Source organism: Thermus oshimai DSM 12092 (genome assembly GCF_000373145.1).
Taxonomy (GTDB): domain Bacteria; phylum Deinococcota; class Deinococci; order Deinococcales; family Thermaceae; genus Thermus; species Thermus oshimai.
This window is the reverse complement of sequence record NZ_KB890603.1, coordinates 261,954-277,823: the sequence shown is the minus strand read 5'-3', so window position 1 is coordinate 277,823 and position 15,870 is coordinate 261,954. Positions and strand designations below refer to the sequence as shown.

The 15,870-nt window shown below is 70.3% G+C and carries 18 protein-coding genes; 8 read left to right on the top strand and 10 right to left on the bottom strand.

Going from position 1 to position 15,870, the window contains the following annotated elements:
- The 3 genes from B043_RS0103785 to B043_RS0103775 are packed head-to-tail and all read right to left on the bottom strand — an operon-like array spanning window position 1 to window position 2,183.
- Window positions 1-480, bottom strand: coding sequence for a hypothetical protein (locus tag B043_RS0103785; protein WP_016328431.1), 480 nt, complete (start codon window positions 478-480; stop codon window positions 1-3).
- Window positions 477-1,310 carry a hypothetical protein gene (locus B043_RS0103780; RefSeq protein ID WP_018460999.1) on the bottom strand — a complete coding sequence of 278 codons (834 nt, stop codon included), beginning with the start codon at window positions 1,308-1,310 and terminating at the stop codon, window positions 477-479. Before B043_RS0103780 ends, B043_RS0103785 begins: the two co-directional genes overlap by 4 nt.
- 48 nt (window positions 1,311-1,358) lie before the next feature.
- Complete coding sequence (locus tag B043_RS0103775; RefSeq protein WP_026234115.1) at window positions 1,359-2,183, bottom strand: hypothetical protein; 825 nt, start codon at window positions 2,181-2,183, stop codon at window positions 1,359-1,361.
- Between the two features lie 164 nt (window positions 2,184-2,347).
- Between B043_RS0103775 and B043_RS0103770 the strand changes: the two genes are divergently transcribed.
- Entirely contained in the window at window positions 2,348-4,057 is a 1,710-nt protein-coding gene (locus tag B043_RS0103770; protein ID WP_018460997.1) for a hypothetical protein, read from the top strand.
- Here the strand turns inward: B043_RS0103770 and B043_RS0103765 are convergent.
- Genes B043_RS0103765 through rlmB form a run of 5 tightly spaced genes read right to left on the bottom strand, consistent with a single transcriptional unit; the run spans window position 3,992 to window position 7,108 of the window.
- Window positions 3,992-4,207, bottom strand: a complete 216-nt coding sequence (locus B043_RS0103765; protein ID WP_018460996.1) for a DUF2905 domain-containing protein — start codon at window positions 4,205-4,207, stop codon at window positions 3,992-3,994. The two genes, B043_RS0103770 and B043_RS0103765, sit on opposite strands and share 66 nt — an antisense overlap.
- On the bottom strand, window positions 4,194-5,099 hold the full coding sequence (locus B043_RS0103760) for a glucokinase (protein ID WP_018460995.1): 906 nt from the start codon (window positions 5,097-5,099) through the stop codon (window positions 4,194-4,196). The genes B043_RS0103765 and B043_RS0103760 overlap by 14 nt, the downstream gene beginning before the upstream one ends.
- Complete coding sequence (locus tag B043_RS0103755) at window positions 5,096-5,332, bottom strand: hypothetical protein (RefSeq protein ID WP_016328425.1); 237 nt, start codon at window positions 5,330-5,332, stop codon at window positions 5,096-5,098. Before B043_RS0103755 ends, B043_RS0103760 begins: the two co-directional genes overlap by 4 nt.
- Entirely contained in the window at window positions 5,317-6,387 is a 1,071-nt protein-coding gene (locus tag B043_RS0103750) for a M20 family metallopeptidase (RefSeq protein ID WP_018460993.1), read from the bottom strand. Before B043_RS0103750 ends, B043_RS0103755 begins: the two co-directional genes overlap by 16 nt.
- Window positions 6,388-6,391: 4 nt before the next feature.
- Window positions 6,392-7,108 carry a 23S rRNA (guanosine(2251)-2'-O)-methyltransferase RlmB gene (gene rlmB / locus B043_RS0103745; protein WP_018460992.1) on the bottom strand — a complete coding sequence of 239 codons (717 nt, stop codon included), beginning with the start codon at window positions 7,106-7,108 and terminating at the stop codon, window positions 6,392-6,394.
- 46 nt (window positions 7,109-7,154) lie between these two features.
- Between rlmB and B043_RS0103740 the strand changes: the two genes are divergently transcribed.
- The 4 genes from B043_RS0103740 to B043_RS0103725 are packed head-to-tail and all read left to right on the top strand — an operon-like array spanning window position 7,155 to window position 9,207.
- Complete coding sequence (locus tag B043_RS0103740) at window positions 7,155-7,589, top strand: universal stress protein (protein WP_018460991.1); 435 nt, start codon at window positions 7,155-7,157, stop codon at window positions 7,587-7,589.
- Entirely contained in the window at window positions 7,590-8,105 is a 516-nt protein-coding gene (locus tag B043_RS0103735; protein ID WP_018460990.1) for an LOG family protein, read from the top strand. It begins immediately after the preceding gene.
- Window positions 8,102-8,464, top strand: coding sequence for a hypothetical protein (locus B043_RS0103730; RefSeq protein WP_016328420.1), 363 nt, complete (start codon window positions 8,102-8,104; stop codon window positions 8,462-8,464). The genes B043_RS0103735 and B043_RS0103730 overlap by 4 nt, the downstream gene beginning before the upstream one ends.
- Window positions 8,461-9,207: an HAD family hydrolase gene (locus B043_RS0103725; protein WP_018460989.1), complete on the top strand. Its 747-nt coding sequence runs from the start codon at window positions 8,461-8,463 to the stop codon at window positions 9,205-9,207. Before B043_RS0103730 ends, B043_RS0103725 begins: the two co-directional genes overlap by 4 nt.
- On the opposite strand, the gene ruvA is transcribed toward B043_RS0103725, so the two are convergent.
- Both ruvA and B043_RS0103715 read right to left on the bottom strand, forming a co-directional pair.
- Complete coding sequence (gene ruvA, locus B043_RS0103720) at window positions 9,191-9,760, bottom strand: Holliday junction branch migration protein RuvA (RefSeq protein ID WP_016328418.1); 570 nt, start codon at window positions 9,758-9,760, stop codon at window positions 9,191-9,193. The two genes, B043_RS0103725 and ruvA, sit on opposite strands and share 17 nt — an antisense overlap.
- Entirely contained in the window at window positions 9,757-10,521 is a 765-nt protein-coding gene (locus tag B043_RS0103715; RefSeq protein ID WP_016328417.1) for an enoyl-CoA hydratase-related protein, read from the bottom strand. The genes ruvA and B043_RS0103715 overlap by 4 nt, the downstream gene beginning before the upstream one ends.
- Window positions 10,522-10,603: 82 nt before the next feature.
- Between B043_RS0103715 and B043_RS0103710 the strand changes: the two genes are divergently transcribed.
- From B043_RS0103710 to lpdA, 3 genes are read left to right on the top strand one after another with little or no spacing between them, the layout of a single operon-like run.
- Window positions 10,604-13,282: a 2-oxoglutarate dehydrogenase E1 component gene (locus B043_RS0103710; RefSeq protein ID WP_016328416.1), complete on the top strand. Its 2,679-nt coding sequence runs from the start codon at window positions 10,604-10,606 to the stop codon at window positions 13,280-13,282.
- Window positions 13,283-13,293: 11 nt separating this feature from the next.
- Window positions 13,294-14,490: a 2-oxoglutarate dehydrogenase complex dihydrolipoyllysine-residue succinyltransferase gene (gene odhB / locus B043_RS0103705; RefSeq protein ID WP_018460988.1), complete on the top strand. Its 1,197-nt coding sequence runs from the start codon at window positions 13,294-13,296 to the stop codon at window positions 14,488-14,490.
- A 1-nt stretch (window position 14,491) separates the two neighbouring features.
- On the top strand, window positions 14,492-15,859 hold the full coding sequence (lpdA, locus tag B043_RS0103700) for a dihydrolipoyl dehydrogenase (protein WP_018460987.1): 1,368 nt from the start codon (window positions 14,492-14,494) through the stop codon (window positions 15,857-15,859).
- The last annotated feature ends 11 nt before the right edge of the window (window positions 15,860-15,870 follow it).

Below are 15,870 nucleotides of genomic sequence, written 5' to 3'. Positions count from 1 at the left end.
TTAAGGCTGCCTTAGGGCGGTGATCAGGGCCTGGACGGCGTAGCGCCCGGCCCGCTCGGTTCCCAAAAGCTCCAGGGCGAACTCCAGCCTGAGTTCCAGCCAGCCCGGGGTGGGCCCCGCTTGGGTGTAGAGGATCTGGGGCGTGCCATCCGCCCGCAGCCAAAGCCCCCCGTTCACCCGGTAGAGGATCTGGCGCGCGGGCAGGACCACCTCCCCGGTGGGGTCCTTGAGGTCGGGGATCTGCAGGAGCAGGCTCCAGACCCCGGGGGCGTTGGCGTAGACCTGGACGGGGAACACCCCTTCAGGGAAGCTCGCCGGGTACTGGGCGGGGAAGCTTTTGGGGGGGTAGTCCTTCAGGTCAAAGGCGATCTCCACCGTGGGGGTGCGGATGGCGATGGTCTCTGGGATCAGGGTCTGGACGATCCAGGTGGCCTGGGCCCAGGCGGAAGAAAGGAGAAGGAGAAGGGCTGGTAGCCTCATGGGGCACCTCCTTGCCCCTCCTGGGGCGCCTTGGGGGCGGCCAGGGGGGTCTTCAGGGTAAAGGGCTGGTCCGCGGCCACGTCCTTGGCGGGGTCGCCGTAGTTCAAGACCACGAGGGCGGTGTAGCTCCCGGGAGGCAGAGGGCCCACTAGGGTCACGGGAAGGACCCGCACCGCCCCGGGGAGGACCACCACCTCCTCTATCTCCACCTGGGCCACGGTGCGCCCCCCCTGGTCCCGGACCTCAAAGCGGCCGGAGAGCTTCTGGGCCGCGTTCCCCGTGTTCTGGTACTGGACGGCGAAGCGGTAGGGGTCCTCCGGGGCCTTGGGGGGGGTGGGCAGGAGGCCCAGGATCCGCCCCCCCTGGCGAATGGGGGGGATGTTCACGTAGAAGACGTGGGCCATGCGCACCTTGAAGACGGCCAGGGGCACCCCGGGCGGGGGGTTGGGGTCCTCCCCTTCCAGGAAGAGCACGCCCCAGTAGGAGCCGGGGGCCATCTCCCTGGGGAGGGTGAGGGTGTAGGTGAGGGTCCCCGAGGCCTTGGCCGCCAGGCTGAGCTCCCCGGGGCTGAAGGCGGCGAAGCGGCTGGCGCTTTCCTTGAGGGTGCCCGGGGGAAGGAACTGGATGTTCCCCAAGGGGTCGTAGGTCCAGTCCCCCAGGCTCACCCGCACCCGCACCGGCCGCACCCCCACGTTGTGCACCTTGAGGTCCAGGGTCAGGGTCTGGCCGGGGGCCGCCTCCCTCAGGGAGACGGGGGGTTCCACCCCTAAGGTGCTCTGGCCCAGGACGGGCCAGGGGAGGAGGAGGAGGGTAAAGAGGATTCGCTTCATGGCGCTTAGGGGTGGGGCCTGGCCCTTTAGGGCCAGGCCCCCCTCGGCCTACCAGGCGGTGGTGGCCAGGGTGTAGGTCAAGTTCGCGGTGCTCTTGCCCCAGAGATCGCTGTTGACCTTGACCGCCACCACGACCAGGTCATCCAGCCAGCTCTTGTAGCCGCACCGCTGGGGGTTGTTGCCGCTCCTTGAGCCCGTGGGGCCCGCCTGCAGGTTCTTGGGCACCAGCTGGAGGCTCGCCCCGTTGGGGAGCTCGTAAAGCCCCGTGGCCGCGCCGAAGGTGTCGCAGGGGTTGTCCTGGATGTAGAGGTGCTGGATCCCTTGCGCGCCCTGGGGGTCGTTGCGGCTCACCTGGAGTTCCCACCTCTTGCCGTTGGAGAACTTCTGCAGGATGAAGGTGCGGTAGCAGACGAAGTGGTTCTTGCTTCCCGGGACCAGCTGTCCGTCCTTGTCCAGCTTGATGGGGGGGTAGGCCGTGACCGGACCGCCGCCGTTGATGGCGATGTAGGGCCACTGGGCCGCAGAGTAGCTGGTGCCCAGGGGGAGGGTCTGGACCTGGTTGTAGAAGTTGTCCCCCAGCTGGGTCTTGACGTCCTGGTCGGTGAGGCCGTAGACGCACACCATCTGGTTGCCGAAGTCCGGCGTGGAGTTGGGCCACTGCGCCCCGTCCAGGCTGGTCAGGTCAAAGGTCAAGGTGGTGACGTCCAGGTGGAGGGCCGTGGCCTTGGGGAGGATGAGCTCAATGACCTGGTTCACCGCCGCGGAGTTCTCGCCCTTCGCGTAGGCGTCGGGGCCGTTCCCCGTGGTGGGGCTCACCTGCTGGGCCAAGGCCAGGGGGGCCAGGGCCAATGCCGCTACCAAAATCTTCCGCATAAATCTCCTCCTTAATCCGCCTTCATGGGGTGGTGGCCCCTGAAGGCGAGATGAGAGTACCCAAAAGGGCGTTACCCGGCCGTTACCGGTGCCCAGACCCTTATGGAAGCACCCCGGGGGTTCTGTGCTAAGATGAGCCCTAAGGCCGTAATGCCTTTTTATTCATGAGTAACACCTGCCTTTACACCCTGCCCCTTTTCGGCCCGCCCCGGCTTTTAAAAGGAGGGCGGCCGGTGCGGGTGCCCCTAAAGGGCCTGGCCCTCCTCTACTACCTGGCCCTGGAAGGCCCCACCACCCGGGTCCTCCTGGCGGACCTCCTTTACGGCCACCCCCAGGGCCTGAACAACCTGCGGGTGGAGCTCCACCGCCTGAAAGCCGCCCTGGGCCGCCCCCTCTTCCCCGAGGGGCAGGACCCCCTGGTCCTTCCGGAGTGGATCGCCCTGGAAACGAAGGGGGAGGGGGAGATCCTGGAGGGCCTCGAGGCCATCCCGGGGTTCGCGGACTGGGTGCTGGAGCGCCGCTTCACCCCCCCGCCCCCGCCCCCCGACCGGGCGGGGCTCCTGAAGGCCCTCTCTGCCCTCCGCCCCCCGGCCCTCTTGGTCCTCCTGGGCTCCCAGGCCTCGGGGCGGAAGGAGTTGGCCCAGGCCCTGGCGGAGGCCCTACGTCTGCCCTTCCACCTGGGGGTGGGGCGGGGGGGCGTGCGCTACCTGGAGGCCCCCTTTCCCGAAGGGGCCGAGGCCATCCTGGGGGACACCAAGACCCTCTACGTCCTGGGGGTGGACCCCGGGGAGGACCCCCGCCTCCTTCTGGAGTTGCGGGCCCGCTACCCCGCGGAGAGGATGCGGGTGGTGGCCCTGAAGCCCCTCACGTTCCAAGAAGCCCAGCAGGGGGTCCTGAGGGGGCTTTCCTTCTCCCAGGCGGGGCGGATCTACCTGGAAGGGGGCGGGGAGCCCGAGGCCCTGCGGGAGCTCCTCCAGGCCCCGGGCATCCCCCAGCGCACCCTGGCCCAGCTCCGGTTCCGGGCCCGCTACCTGAGCCGGCCCGCCCGGGAGGCCCTGGAAAGGCTTGCCATCCAGCCCGGGCCCATCCCCGAACCCCTTCTCCAGGCCCTGGAGGCCCTGCCCCATCTGGAGGAGCTGGAGCGGAAGGGCTGGCTCTGCTACCGGGAGGGGTGGCGCTTCGCCCGGGAGTGGGAGCGGCACCTCCTCTACCAGATCCTCCCCTCCGGCCAGCGGGTCAAGCTCCACGCCCTGGCCGCCCTAACCCTGGCCCTGGCGGGGCTGACCCTTTTGGAGCTCTACCACCGGCAAAGGGGTGGGGGGGAGGTGGGAGACCTCCTCCCCCACCTGCCCAAGGAGGCCCGGCTGGCCCTGGCCCCCGGGCCTCCCCCCCTTGAGCGCCGGGTGGGGCTGGGCCCCGAACGGGCCCTCTGCCCCGAGGGGGAGGAGGGCCTCGAGGCGGAAGGGGAGGGCTGGGTGGCCCCCCTTTTGGAGCCTGGGGAAACCGCCTACCTGGACCTGGGCCTCCTGGAGGAGGGGGTGCTGGTCCTCTCCGGCCAGGCGGCCTTCTTTCAGGAAGGCCCCAAGCCCCGGCTCCGGCTGGAAACCCCCCACGCCCAGGCCCTCCTCTGGGTGGGGGCAGAGGCCACCTCTGAGGGGGGGCTTTTCCTCCTCCCCCTCCTCCCCACCTTCCTCTACCGCTTCCTCCTCCCCCGGGGGCGGGTGCGGCTTAAGGTGGAAGGCCCCGGGGTGGTGGCCTTCCGCCTGGCCCTCCACGCCTTGCGCCCCGGGACCCTTCCCGCCTACCCCCTAGCGGCGGCCCAGGAGGTAGAGGAGGAGGGAAAGGAAAAGGGAGAGGAGGAGGGAGGAGGTTAGGGGGATGTACACCCTTACCCCCTCCCGCTCAATGCGGATATCCCCCGGAAGGTGGCCGAACCAGGCGAAGAGCTTGGGGAAGTAGAGGAGGATAACCCCAAGAAGGGCGAGGAAAAGCCCAAGGACCAAAAGGGCCTTACCGAGCTCCATCCCCCTCAAGATACGCCGTGAGGGCCGCCCCCAGAAGCCCCGCCCGGGCTCCCAAAAGGGCCTTCCGGAGGGGGGGCACCTCCCAGCCCTGAAGGTAATGGCGGTAGGCCCCCTCCAGGGCCTGCCAGTAGCCCTCGGGGGCGTTCAGGGCCACCCCCCCGCCCACCACCACCGCCCCGGGGTCAAAGGCCTTCACCAGGCTGGCCAGGCCCAGGCCTACGTAGCGGGCGGCCTGGAGGAGGATGCGCTCCGCCTTGGGGTCCCCCGCCCCATAGCGGCGGAAGAGCTCGCGGGTGTCCACCAGAAGCCCGTAGGCGTAGCCCGCCTCCCGCTCCAGGGCCCGGCCCGCGGCCAGGGCCTCGAGGCAGCCCTCGAGGCCGCACCCGCAGGCGGGCCCCCCGGGGAGGAGGGTGATGTGGCCGAGCTCCCCCCCCTGCCCCCGCACCCCCCGGAGGACCCGCCCCCCCAGGACCACCCCGCCCCCGATCCCCGTGGACACGGTGAGGTAGAGGGAGCTCTCCTCCCCCCGGGCCGCCCCCAGGTGGTGCTCGGCGAGGGCGGCGGCGTTGGCGTCGTTTTCCAAGTGGACGGGGCGGCCAAGCCTTTCCCTCAGGAGGTCCCGGATGGGGAAGTCCTTAAGGCCCGGGATGTTGGGGGTGAAGCGGATGAGGCCCCTAGCGAAGTCCAAAGGCCCCGGGGTGCCAAGCCCAAAGGCCTCCGCCCGCACCCCGGCCTCGGCCTCCGCCCGTAGGGCGGCCTCCGCCAGAGCCTCCACCACCCGCATCCCCCCCTCCTTGGGGGTGGGGAGGACCACCTCCGAAAGGAGCCTTTCCCCGTCAAAGGCCCCCGCGGCGATCTTGGTCCCCCCCAGGTCCAGCCCCACCACCGTCATGGGATCCCCTCCTCCAAAAGGGCCTCCGCCTCCGCCAAAAGCCCCTCGGGCACCCACAGGGTCACGTCCCCCATGTAGGTGCCCAGGTAGCTTTCGGGGAGGTCGGAAAAGGGGGTTTCCAGGAGCACGGGGATGCCCCCCGCCTCCAGCCTGGCCCTAAGCCCCTCGGCCACGGGCCTGGGGGCGGTGAGGAGCCTGCGGTAAGGGGTACCGGCCACTACGCGGCGTTCCATAAAGCCTCCACCAGGCGGGCGTAGGCCCCCGCGGCCTCCTCCACCGCCTTTAGGGGAATGTGCTCCCTCGGGGTGTGGGCCAGGGCGGGGTCCCCGGGGCCCAAGCCCAAGACGGGGGCCCTGGCCCCCAGGTAGGGGGCGTCGGTGGTGAAGGGCCAAAGCCCCGCCTCCTCCTGGCCGAGAGCCTTGAGAGCCAAAAGGAGGAGGGGGTGGTCCTCCGGCAGGCGGTAGGGGGGCCAGAGGGCGGGGAGGGTAAGGCGCACCTCCCCCGAGGCCCGCTCCTCCTCGGGGATGTAGACGGAGGCCGGGCCCAGGGCCTGGAGGCGGGGGAGGAGGGCCTGGGGGTCGGCCTCGGGCTCGTAGCGCACGTCCAGGTAGAGGCGCACCACCCCCGGGGTCTGGTTGCGGGCCCCGGGGTAGGCCGCCACCCCCGTGGGGGTGAGCTTGAGGCCAGGGGGAAGGGGGAGGTCCTTCAGGGCCAGGAGGTAGTCCGCCAGGTCAAAGAGGGGGTTTTCCGGGCCCGCCAGGGCCGCGTGGGCCTCCTCCCCCTCAAAGTCCACCCAGATCTCCGCCCGCCCCCGGTGGCCCCGCATGAGCCGCCCCATGGAGGGCTCCCCCAGGATGAAGGCCAAGGGGGAAAGCCTTTCTGCGGCGAAGCGGCTCCCCAGGCCCCCCACCTCCTCCTGGACGGTGGCCAGAAAGCGCACCCGCCCCTTAAGGGGCCTCCCCTGGAGGGCCTTCAGGGCCAGGAGCATGGCCACCAGGGCCCCCTTCATGTCCACCGCCCCCCGGCCCCAAAGGGCCTCCCCCACCACGGCCCCCTGGGGGTGGGGCCAGTGGAGGGGGTCCCCCACGGGGACCACGTCCATGTGCCCGGTGAGGACCACCTCGGGCTCCCTTTCCCCAAGAAGGGCCTCCACGTTCCCCGCCTCGTCCAGATGGGCCTCGAGGCCCAGGCCCTTCAGGGCCTCCAGGAGGAGGCCCGCCGCCTCCCCCTCCCCCCCCGGGAGGCTTTCCGCCTGCACCAGGCGGGAGAGAAGCCGCACCCAGTCCATGGGGTTATCCTACACCCCGGGCCTGGCCCACCCCGTAAAGGGCGATGCCCAACGCCACCCCCACGTTCAAGGACTCCGCCTCGGGGCGGATGGGGATGCGGAAGAGCTCGTCGCAACGCTCCCGCACCAGCCGCCGCATCCCCTCCCCCTCCGACCCCGCCACCAGGACCAGGGGCCGGGCGAGGTCCAGCGCCCCCAGGGTCTTCTCCCCCCCCACGTCCAGGCCGTAGACCCAAAGGCCCCGCTCCTTGAGGAGGCCCAGGGCCCGGGGCAGGTTCTTCACCCGGACGATGGGGAGCTTGAAGGCCGCCCCCGCGCTGGCCTTCAGGGCCAGGGGGGAAAGGGGGGCCGAGCGCCGCTCTTCCGAAACCACCCCGTGGGCCCCCAGGGCCAAGGCGGTGCGCAGGATGGCCCCGTAGTTGCGGGGGTCGGTGACCCCATCCAGGGCCACCAGGAGGGGGACCTCCCCCCGGGCCTCGGCGAAGCCCAACGCCTCCTCCAGGGTGGCGTAGCGGGGCTCCTCCACCTCCGCGGCCACCCCCTGGTGGTGGGTGGTCTTGAGGAGCACGTCCAGCTCGATGCGGGGGACCAGGGTGTACTCCGCCCCCAGCCGCGAAAGCTCCTGTAGGAGCCAGCCCTCCACCCCCCTCGCCACCAGGACCCGCCGCGCCCGGCCCTCCTTGAGGGCCTCGAGGACCGGGTTGCGCCCGTAGATCCACATAGGCCCCAGTCTACGCCTTGGGGTATGATGCCCTTAGGAGGAAGCCATGTACGGAAGGATCCTCATGCCCATTGACGGCAGCCCCTGCAGCTTCCAGGCGGTGGGCCACGGCCTGGACCTGGCCAAGGCCTTGGGGGCCAAGGTGCACTTCCTCTACGTCCTGGAAAACCCCGCCCAGGCCATCTGGATCACCCCGGAGAGCGTCCCCTACGGCCTGGAGCTCCTGGAGGACCTCAAGCGGGCGGGGGAGGAGGCCCTGAAGAAGGCGGAGGCCATGGCCGCGGAAAAGGGGGTGGAGGCCACGAGCGAGCTCAAAGAGGGGGTGCCCATCCCCACCATCGTGGAGGCGGCCAAGGGGTTTGACCTAGTGGTCATGGGCACCCACGGGCGCACGGGGCTGGACAAGCTCCTCCTGGGCTCGGTGACGGAGGGGGTCCTCCACCGGGTCTCCGTGCCCGTCTTGGTGGTGCGCTGCCGCTAAATGCGCCTCATCGCCGCCTTCGCCTCCTCCCGCCTCCTGCCGGAAGACCCCCTCTACCGGAAGCTCCACCGCTACGGGGAGGTGCTGGCGGAGGAGGGGTTTGGCCTGGCCTGTGGAGGCTACCAGGGGGGGATGGAGGCCCTGGCCCGGGGCGTGAAGGCCCAGGGGGGGCTGGTGGTGGGGGTCACCGCCCCCGCCCTTTTCCCCGAGCGGAAGGGGCCGAGCGCCTACGTGGACCTGGAGTTCCCCGCGGCCACCCTCCCCCAAAGGATCGCCCGGCTTCTGGACCTGGGCCAAGGCTACCTGGCCTTTCCCGGAGGGGTGGGCACCCTGGCGGAGCTCACCCTGGCCTGGAACCTCCTCTACCTCAGGCGGGGCCTGGGGCGGCCCCTGGGGGTGGACCCCTACTGGCTTTCCCTCCTAAGGCCCCACGGGGAGATCGCCCCCGAGGACCTGGCCCTTCTAAGGCCCATCGGGGACGAGAATGACCTCCGCGCCTTCCTGAGGAGCCTATGACGGAGACCGTGGTGGCGCACGTGCCCGAGATCGCCGAGGCGGTGGGCTTTTACCAGGCCCTGGGCCTGGCCTTGGAGGAGCTCCTCCCCAAAGAGGCCCTCCTCGCCCCCAAGGAAGGCCCCCTCCTCCTCCTGAGGCCGGGGGAGGGGGGCGTGGAGGCGGGCCCCCCCCGGCCCCGGCCCGAGGGGGAGGGGTTCGCCCGGCTTAGGGTGGAGGAGGGGCGGCTCGTCCTCCTGGTGGAAAGCCTCGAGCACGAGAAGGTGCGCCTTTCCAAGTACGGCCTCCCCTTCCAGGAGGCCCCGGGCCAGCTCCTCCTCTTTGACCCCGGGGGGAACCCCGTTCTGGTGCGGGAAGGATGAGGCTCTGGATCCTGGACCTGGACGACACCCTTCTCCAGGACCACGCGGTGAGCCGGGAGGTCCTGGAGGCCTTGGGGGAGGAGGTGGGGGTACATGGCCTCTTCCCCGCGGTGAAGGAAAAGGCGGAGGCCCTCTTCCGCGAAAGCCCCTTCCACCCCTGGGCGGAGGCCATCGGCCACTCGGCTTTGGAAGCCCTTTGGGCCCGCTACAGCACCCCGGGCCTCGAGGCCCTGGCGGCGTGGGCCCCCCGCTTCCGAAAAGGGGTTTTCGCCGAGGCCCTAAAGGCTCTAGGGGGCCCCGTGGAGCGGGCGGAGGAGGTGGCGGAGGCCTTCTTCCAGAGGAGGCGGCGCTACCCCCTCTTCCCGGAGACGGAGGCCTTCCTGAAGGCCCTAAAGGCGCGGGGGGCCCACCTCGCCCTCCTCACCAACGGCGTCCCCGACCTCCAGCGGGAGAAGCTCGTAGGGGCGGGACTTCAGGAAGCCTTTGACCTGGTGTTGGTCTCGGGGGAGATCGGCCTGGGCAAGCCCGACCCCAGGCCCTTCCGCATGGCCCTCTGCGCCTTCGGGGTGGGGCCGGAGGAGGCGGTCATGGTGGGGGATAACCCCGAACGGGACATCCAGGGGGCCCTAAGGGCGGGGGTGCGGGCGGTCTGGGTGGACCGGGGGTATAGGCCTTTTGACCCCCGCTTTCCCCCCCACCAAAGGGTAGAAAACCTCCTGGAGGCCCTCAGCGGAGCCGTTTAAGGGCCTCCTTGATGAGCTCCTGGGCCTTGGCGGAAGGGGCCTTGGAAAGGGCCTCCAGCACCGCCGCCCGGGCCGCCCCCTCGCGGAAGCCCAGGGCCAGGAGGGCGAGGACGGCCTCCTCCACCGCCGCCCCCTGGACCGCCGGGGCGGCCACCGGGGGCACCTTCCCCTTGAGCTCCAAGGCGATCCTTTCCGCCAGCCTCTTCCCCACCCCGCTGGCGGAGGTGAGGAGCTTCACGTCCCCCTCGGAAAGGGCCTGGGCCAAAAGCCTCGGCCCCAGGGCGGAGAGGAGGGCCAGGGCCACCTTGGGCCCCACGCCGGAGACGGAAAGGAGAAGCCCGAAGAGGCGGTGGCTCTCCCCGTCGGGGAAGGCGTAGAGGAAAAGGCCCTCCTCCTTGGCGAGGAGGTGGGTGTGGACGGAAACCTCCTCCCCCTCCCTCACCTCCCGCAGGAAGGGCTCGGGGGCCTGGAGGAAAAACCCCACCCCCCCCACCTCCAGGACGAACCCCCCCTCCTCCTTGAAGAGGACCTTCCCCTTAAGGTGGCGGATCATCGGCCCTGGAAACGGGGCGGGCGCTTCTCCCTAAAGGCCCGCACCCCCTCCTCGTGGTCCAGGGTGCGCCCCGCCTCCCCCTGGAGGACGGCCTCGAGGCCCAAGGCCTCCTCCAGGGAGAGCCGGAAGCTTTCCAGGAGGAGCTTCTTGGTGAGGCCGAGCGCCCGGGTGGGGCCCTCCGCGAGCTCCCGGGCCATCCTAAGGGCCTCCTCCAAGAGGCGCTCCGCAGGCACCACCCGGTGGACGAGGCCCAAGGCCAAAGCCTCCTCCGCGGAGAGCCTGGGGGAGAGGTAGAGGAGCTCCTGGGCCTTGGAAAGCCCCACCAGGCGGGGCAGGAGGAAGCTTAGGCCCGAGTCCGGCACCAGGCCGATGCGCACGAAGGCGGTGGAAAAGGTGGCCCCCGCCGCGGCCAGGCGCAGGTCCCCCCAGAGGGCGAGGCTCATCCCCGCCCCCGCCGCCGCCCCGTTCACCGCCACCACCACGGGCTTCTCCAGGGTGGCGAGGGCCAGGACCACCCGGTTGTATCGGCGGAGGTGGCCCTCGTAGTCGGGCTTCTCCTCCCCAAACTCCCCGAGGTCCTGCCCCGCGGAGAAGGCCCGGCCCGCCCCCGTGAGGAGGAGGGCCCGCACCGCGCCGTCCTCCCGGGCCTCTTCCAGGGCGGCGTAGAGCTCGTCCAGAAGGGCCCCGGTAAGGGCGTTCAGCTTCTCGGGCCGGTTCAGGGTGAGGAGGAGGACCCCCTCGTGCCGCGCTCTCTCCACCATGCCCCCATTGTAAAGGGGCGGGGCCCCTACACCGGTTTTTGGTGTAGTTTAGTGAAGGGGGTATCCCCCCTTGGGAGGCAAGATGGAGCTCACGCTGGAAAGCCAAGGTTACCTGGAGGCCCTCTACCGGGCCTACCTGGAGGACCCCTTCGCCCTTCCGGAAGAGTGGCGGCGGTACTTCTCCAGCCTCACCCTGGAGGACGGACGACGAAGAGAAGCCCCCTCCCCCACCCTGGCGCCGGAGGAGGGGGCCTTCCTCCTAAAGGTGGCCCGCCTGGTGGAGGCCTACCGCACCCAGGGCCACCTGGCGGCCCAGATTGACCCCTTGGGGCGGCCCCGGCCCAGGCCCCGGGCCCTAAGCCTCGAGGCCCACGGCCTGGGCCCCGCCGACCTGGACCGCCCCCTCCCCCCCACCTTCGGCGCCCCCACCCTAAGGGCCCTTCTGGAGAGGCTGGAGGCGGTCTACCTGGGCCCCGTGGGCATAGAGCTCGCCCACGTGGAGCCCGAGGAGGCCGAGTGGCTCCGGGAGGCCCTGGAGGCCCCCTGGCCCAAGCCGGACCCCGAAACCCGGCGCCGCCTCCTGGAGGCCCTCCTCCAGGCCAGCCTCTTTGAGGAGTTCCTGCAGAAGAAGTACCTGGGGGCCAAGACCTTCAGCGCCGAGGGCCTGGAAAGCCTCATCCCCCTCCTCAAGGAAGCGGTCTTGGAGGCCGCCCGGCTTGGGGTGCGGGAGGTGGTCTTAGGGATGGCCCACCGGGGGCGGCTCAACGTCCTGGCCCACGTGGCGGGCAAGCCCCTGGAGCGCATCTTCCGCGAGTTTGAGGAGATCTTCCCCGAGGGCTACGCGGGGGACGTGAAGTACCACCTGGGCTTCTCCTCGGACCAGGAAACCCCCTACGGCCCGGTGCACGTCTCCCTGGCCTTCAACCCCAGCCACCTGGAGTTCGTGAACCCCGTGACCCTGGGAAGGCTTCGCGCCAAGCAGGACCGCTTCGGGGACCGGGAAAGGAAAAAGGGCCTCGCCATCCTGGTCCACGGGGACTCGGCCTTCATCGGGGAGGGGATCGTCCAGGAAACCCTCAACCTCTCCGGCCTGCCCGGCTACCGGGTGGGGGGGACCCTGCACGTGGTGGCCAACAACCAGCTGGGCTTCACCACCCTCCCCTCGGAGTACACCTCCGGCCGCTACCCCACGGACATCGCCAAGATGATCGGGGCCCCCATCTTCCACGTGAACGCCGAGGCCCTGGACGCCCTCTGGTTCATCCTCAGGCTGGCCCTGGCCTACCGCCAGCGCTTCGGCAAGGACGTGGTCCTGGACCTCGTGGGCTACCGCCGCCGGGGGCACAACGAGACGGACGAGCCCACCTTCACCCAGGCCCCCATGTACGCCCTCATCGCCAAAAAGCCCGAACCCTGGAAGGTCTACGCGGAGGTCCTTAAGGGTGAGGGGGTGGTCACGGAGGAGGCCCTAAAGGCCATGCGGGAAGGGTACCTGGAGCGCCTCGAGGCGGAGTTCGCCCGGGTCAAGGCCGAGCCCGGCCCCGTGATCCCCCACGGGCTTTCCGGCATCTGGAAGGGCTACGTAGGGGGGCCGGACCGCCTGGTGCCCGAGGCGGACACCGGGGTGCCCAAGGAAAGGCTGAAGGACCTCTTAAGGCGCCTCACCGCCCTGCCGGAGGGCTTCCGCCTGCACCCCAAGCTCAAGCGCTTCCTGGAGGCCCGCCTGGAGATGGCCGAGGAGAAGCGCCCCCTGGACTGGGCCACGGCGGAGGCCCTGGCCTTCGCCTCCTTGGCGGTGGAGGGGCACCGGGTGCGCCTCACGGGCCAGGACGCCCTAAGGGGCACCTTCACCCAGCGCCACGCCGCCCTCTTTGACTACGAGACCGGCGCCCCCTACCTCCCCCTCCAGCACCTAGAGGCGGGCCAGGCGGAGGTGGAGATCCACAACTCCCCCCTCTCCGAGGCCGGGGTCTTGGGCTTTGAGTACGGCTACAGCCTGGACTACCCCGAGGGCCTCATCCTCTGGGAGGCCCAGTTCGGGGACTTCGTCAACGTGGCCCAGGTGTACATAGACCAGTTCCTGGCCAGCGCGGAGGCCAAGTGGAACCGGCTTTCGGGGCTGGTGCTCCTCCTCCCCCACGGCCTCGAGGGCCAAGGCCCCGAGCACTCCTCCGCCCGCCTGGAGCGCTTCCTCCAGCTTGGGGCCCAGGACAACCTCCAGGTGGCCTACCCCACCACCCCCGCCCAGTACTTCCACCTCCTCCGCCGCCAGGTGAAGCGCCCCCTGCGCAAGCCCCTCATCGTCATGACCCCCAAGGGCCTCCTCCGCCACCCCGAGGCGGTCTCCCCCCTGGAGGAGCTCGCCTCGGGCCGCTTCCAGAAGGTCATCGGGGAGAAGGTGAAGGGGGCGCGGAAGGTCCTCCTCACCTCGGGCAAGGTCTACTACGAACTCCTCGCCAAGCGCCGGGAGCTTGGGGCGGAGGACGTGGCCATCCTCCGGCTGGAGCTCCTCTACCCCTTCCCGGAGGAGGAGCTTAAGGAAGCCCTTTCGCCCTACCCCAAGAAAACCCCCGTAGTCTATGTCCAGGAGGAGCCGGTAAACCAGGGGGCCTGGTGGTACCTCCAGGCCCGCTTCTGCGGGGAGATCTTCGGCCACCCCTTCCGCGTGGTGGCCCGGCCCGAGTCCCCAAGCCCCGCGGTGGGCTCCTCCAAGGTGCACAAGAAGGAGCAGGAAGCCCTCTTGGAAGAGGCCTTTAGGTAAGGAGGTCCTAAGTGAAAGAGCTCGTGGTGCCCTCTGTGGGCGAGTCCATCGTGGAAGTGGAGATCGGCGCTTGGCTCAAGAAGGAGGGCGAGGCCTTCCGGCAGGATGAGCCCTTGGTGGAGCTCATCACCGACAAGGCCACCTTGGAGCTTCCCGCCCCCTTCGCGGGCACGCTGAAGCGGATCTTGAAGCGCACCGGGGAGACGGCCCGGGTGGGGGAGGCCATCGCCCTCCTGGAGGAGGGGGCAGCCCAAAGCGCCCCCGCGCCCAAGCCTGAGGAGGCCCGGGAGGCGGAAGGCCCCCTGGCCATGCCCGCGGCCGAGAGGCTCATGGCGGAAAAGGGCGTGGCCCCCGAGGCGGTCCCCGGCACGGGCCTCGGCGGGCGGATCCTGAAGGAGGACGTCCTCCGCCACCTGGAAACCGCCCCCAGGCCCGAACCCGCCCCGCCCCCGCCACCCCCTGTCCAGACCCCGCCGCCCCCCACCGCACCCCCTGCGGAGAAGCCCTGGCGGGTGGACGAGGCCGTGCCCATGACCCCCCTGCGCCGCCGCATCGCGGAAAGGCTCCTCCAGGCCCGCCAGACCACGGCCATGCTCACCACCTTCAACGAGGCGGACATGTCCGCGGTCATCGCCTTGAGGAAGGAGCTCGGGGAGGCCTTCCAGAAGAAGCACGGGGTGAAGCTGGGCTTCATGAGCTTCTTCGTGAAGGCGGTGGTCCAGGCCCTGAAGGAGATCCCCGAGCTCAACGCGGAGATCCGGGACGGGTACATCGTCTACCACCGCTACTACGACATCGGCATCGCCGTGGGGGGCGGCGAGGGCCTGGTGGTGCCCGTCCTAAGGGACGCGGACCGGCTTTCCTTCGCGGAGATTGAACGGCAGATCGCGGACTTCGCCGAACGGGCCCGCACCAAGAAGCTCAAGCCCGAGGAGCTCATGGGGGGCACCTTCACCATCACCAACGGGGGGATCTACGGCTCCCTCAACTCCACCCCCCTCCTGAACCCGCCCCAGGTGGGCATCCTGGGCATGCACGCCATCCAGGAGCGCCCCGTGGCCCGGGAGGGGCAGGTGGTGATAAGGCCCATGATGTACCTGGCCCTCTCCTACGACCACCGCATCGTGGACGGTCGGGAGGCGGTGACCTTCCTCCGCCGGGTGAAGGAGCTCATCGAAAACCCCGTGCGGCTCCTCCTGGAGGTGTGAGGTGTACGACCTCCTGGTCATCGGGGCCGGCCCCGGGGGGTACGTGGCGGCCATCCGGGCGGCCCAGCTGGGGATGAAGGTGGGGGTGGTGGAGAAGGAGAAGGCCCTGGGGGGGACCTGCCTAAGGGTGGGGTGCATCCCCTCCAAGGCCCTCCTGGAGACCACCGAGCGCATCTACGAGGTGAAAAAGGGCCTTCTTGGGCTCAAGGTGGAGGGCTTCAGCCTAGACCTAGGGGCCCTTCTCGCCCACAAGGACAAGGTGGTCCAGGCCAACACCCAGGGGATTGAGTTCCTCTTCAAGAAAAACGGCATCGCCCGCCACCTGGGCACGGCCCGCTTCCTTTCCGAGAAGAAGGTGGAGGTGGCGGAGACGGGGGAGGTCCTGGAAGGGCGGTACCTCCTCATCGCCACGGGGAGCGCCCCCCTCATCCCCCCCTGGGCGGAGGTGGACTACGAGCGGGTGGTGACCTCCACCGAGGCCCTGAGCTTCCCGGAGGTGCCCGAGCGGTTCGTCGTGGTGGGGGGCGGGGTGATCGGCCTCGAGCTCGGGGTGGTTTGGCACCGGCTCGGGGCCAAGGTCACCGTGCTGGAGTACATGGACCGCATCCTCCCCACCATGGACGCCGAGCTTTCCCGGGCGGCGGAAAAGATCTTCAAGAAGGAGGGCCTGGAGATCCGCACCGGGGTGCGGGTGGTGCGGGTGGCCCCTGAGGGGAAAGGGGCCCGGGTGGAGCTCGAGGGGGGCGAGGCCCTTTGGGCCGACCGGGTCCTCGTGGCCGTGGGGCGGCGGCCCTACACGGACGGCCTTGGCCTGGAGGCGGCGGGGCTTTCCACGGACGAGCGGGGCCGCATCCCCGTGGACGGGCACCTGAGGACCAAACACCCCCACATCTACGCCATCGGGGACGTGATCCGGGGGCCCATGCTGGCCCACAAGGCCAGCGAGGAGGGCATCGCCGCGGTGGAGCACATGGCCACGGGGGTGGGCCACGTGGACTACCTGGCCATCCCCAGCGTGGTCTACACCCACCCCGAGGTGGCGGGGGTGGGGTACACGGAGGAGGAGCTTAAGGCCCAGGGCATCCCCTACAAGGTGGGCCGGTTCCCCTACTCCGCCTCCGGCCGGGCCCGGGCCATGGGGGAGACGGAGGGCTTCGTCAAGGTCCTGGCCCACCGGGACACGGACCGCATCCTGGGGGTCCACGGCATCGGGGCCCGGGTGGGGGACGTGCTGGCGGAGGCCGCTCTAGCTATCTTCTTCAAGGCCAGCGCCGAGGACCTGGGCCGCGCCCCCCACGCCCACCCTTCCCTTTCCGAGATCCTCAAGGAGGCCGCCCTGGCGGCGTGGGAGAGGCCGATTCACCTTTAAGCCCCAAGGTA

Excerpts from the sequence above, each read along its gene's own strand:
- B043_RS0103760 (WP_018460995.1), bottom strand. The coding sequence starts at position 5,099 with ATGACGGTGGTGGGGCTGGACCTGGGGGGGACCAAGATCGCCGCGGGG.
- B043_RS0103770 (WP_018460997.1), top strand. The coding sequence starts at position 2,348 with ATGAGTAACACCTGCCTTTACACCCTGCCCCTTTTCGGCCCGCCCCGG.
- B043_RS0103740 (WP_018460991.1), top strand. The coding sequence starts at position 7,155 with ATGTACGGAAGGATCCTCATGCCCATTGACGGCAGCCCCTGCAGCTTC.
- ruvA (WP_016328418.1), bottom strand. The coding sequence starts at position 9,760 with ATGATCCGCCACCTTAAGGGGAAGGTCCTCTTCAAGGAGGAGGGGGGG.
- B043_RS0103710 (WP_016328416.1), top strand. The coding sequence starts at position 10,604 with ATGGAGCTCACGCTGGAAAGCCAAGGTTACCTGGAGGCCCTCTACCGG.
- B043_RS0103735 (WP_018460990.1), top strand. The coding sequence starts at position 7,590 with ATGCGCCTCATCGCCGCCTTCGCCTCCTCCCGCCTCCTGCCGGAAGAC.
- B043_RS0103725 (WP_018460989.1), top strand. The coding sequence starts at position 8,461 with ATGAGGCTCTGGATCCTGGACCTGGACGACACCCTTCTCCAGGACCAC.
- B043_RS0103785 (WP_016328431.1), bottom strand. The coding sequence starts at position 480 with ATGAGGCTACCAGCCCTTCTCCTTCTCCTTTCTTCCGCCTGGGCCCAG.
- B043_RS0103750 (WP_018460993.1), bottom strand. The coding sequence starts at position 6,387 with ATGGACTGGGTGCGGCTTCTCTCCCGCCTGGTGCAGGCGGAAAGCCTC.
- B043_RS0103780 (WP_018460999.1), bottom strand. The coding sequence starts at position 1,310 with ATGAAGCGAATCCTCTTTACCCTCCTCCTCCTCCCCTGGCCCGTCCTG.
- B043_RS0103730 (WP_016328420.1), top strand. The coding sequence starts at position 8,102 with ATGACGGAGACCGTGGTGGCGCACGTGCCCGAGATCGCCGAGGCGGTG.
- rlmB (WP_018460992.1), bottom strand. The coding sequence starts at position 7,108 with ATGTGGATCTACGGGCGCAACCCGGTCCTCGAGGCCCTCAAGGAGGGC.
- B043_RS0103755 (WP_016328425.1), bottom strand. The coding sequence starts at position 5,332 with ATGGAACGCCGCGTAGTGGCCGGTACCCCTTACCGCAGGCTCCTCACC.
- B043_RS0103715 (WP_016328417.1), bottom strand. The coding sequence starts at position 10,521 with ATGGTGGAGAGAGCGCGGCACGAGGGGGTCCTCCTCCTCACCCTGAAC.
- B043_RS0103775 (WP_026234115.1), bottom strand. The coding sequence starts at position 2,183 with ATGCGGAAGATTTTGGTAGCGGCATTGGCCCTGGCCCCCCTGGCCTTG.
- B043_RS0103765 (WP_018460996.1), bottom strand. The coding sequence starts at position 4,207 with ATGGAGCTCGGTAAGGCCCTTTTGGTCCTTGGGCTTTTCCTCGCCCTT.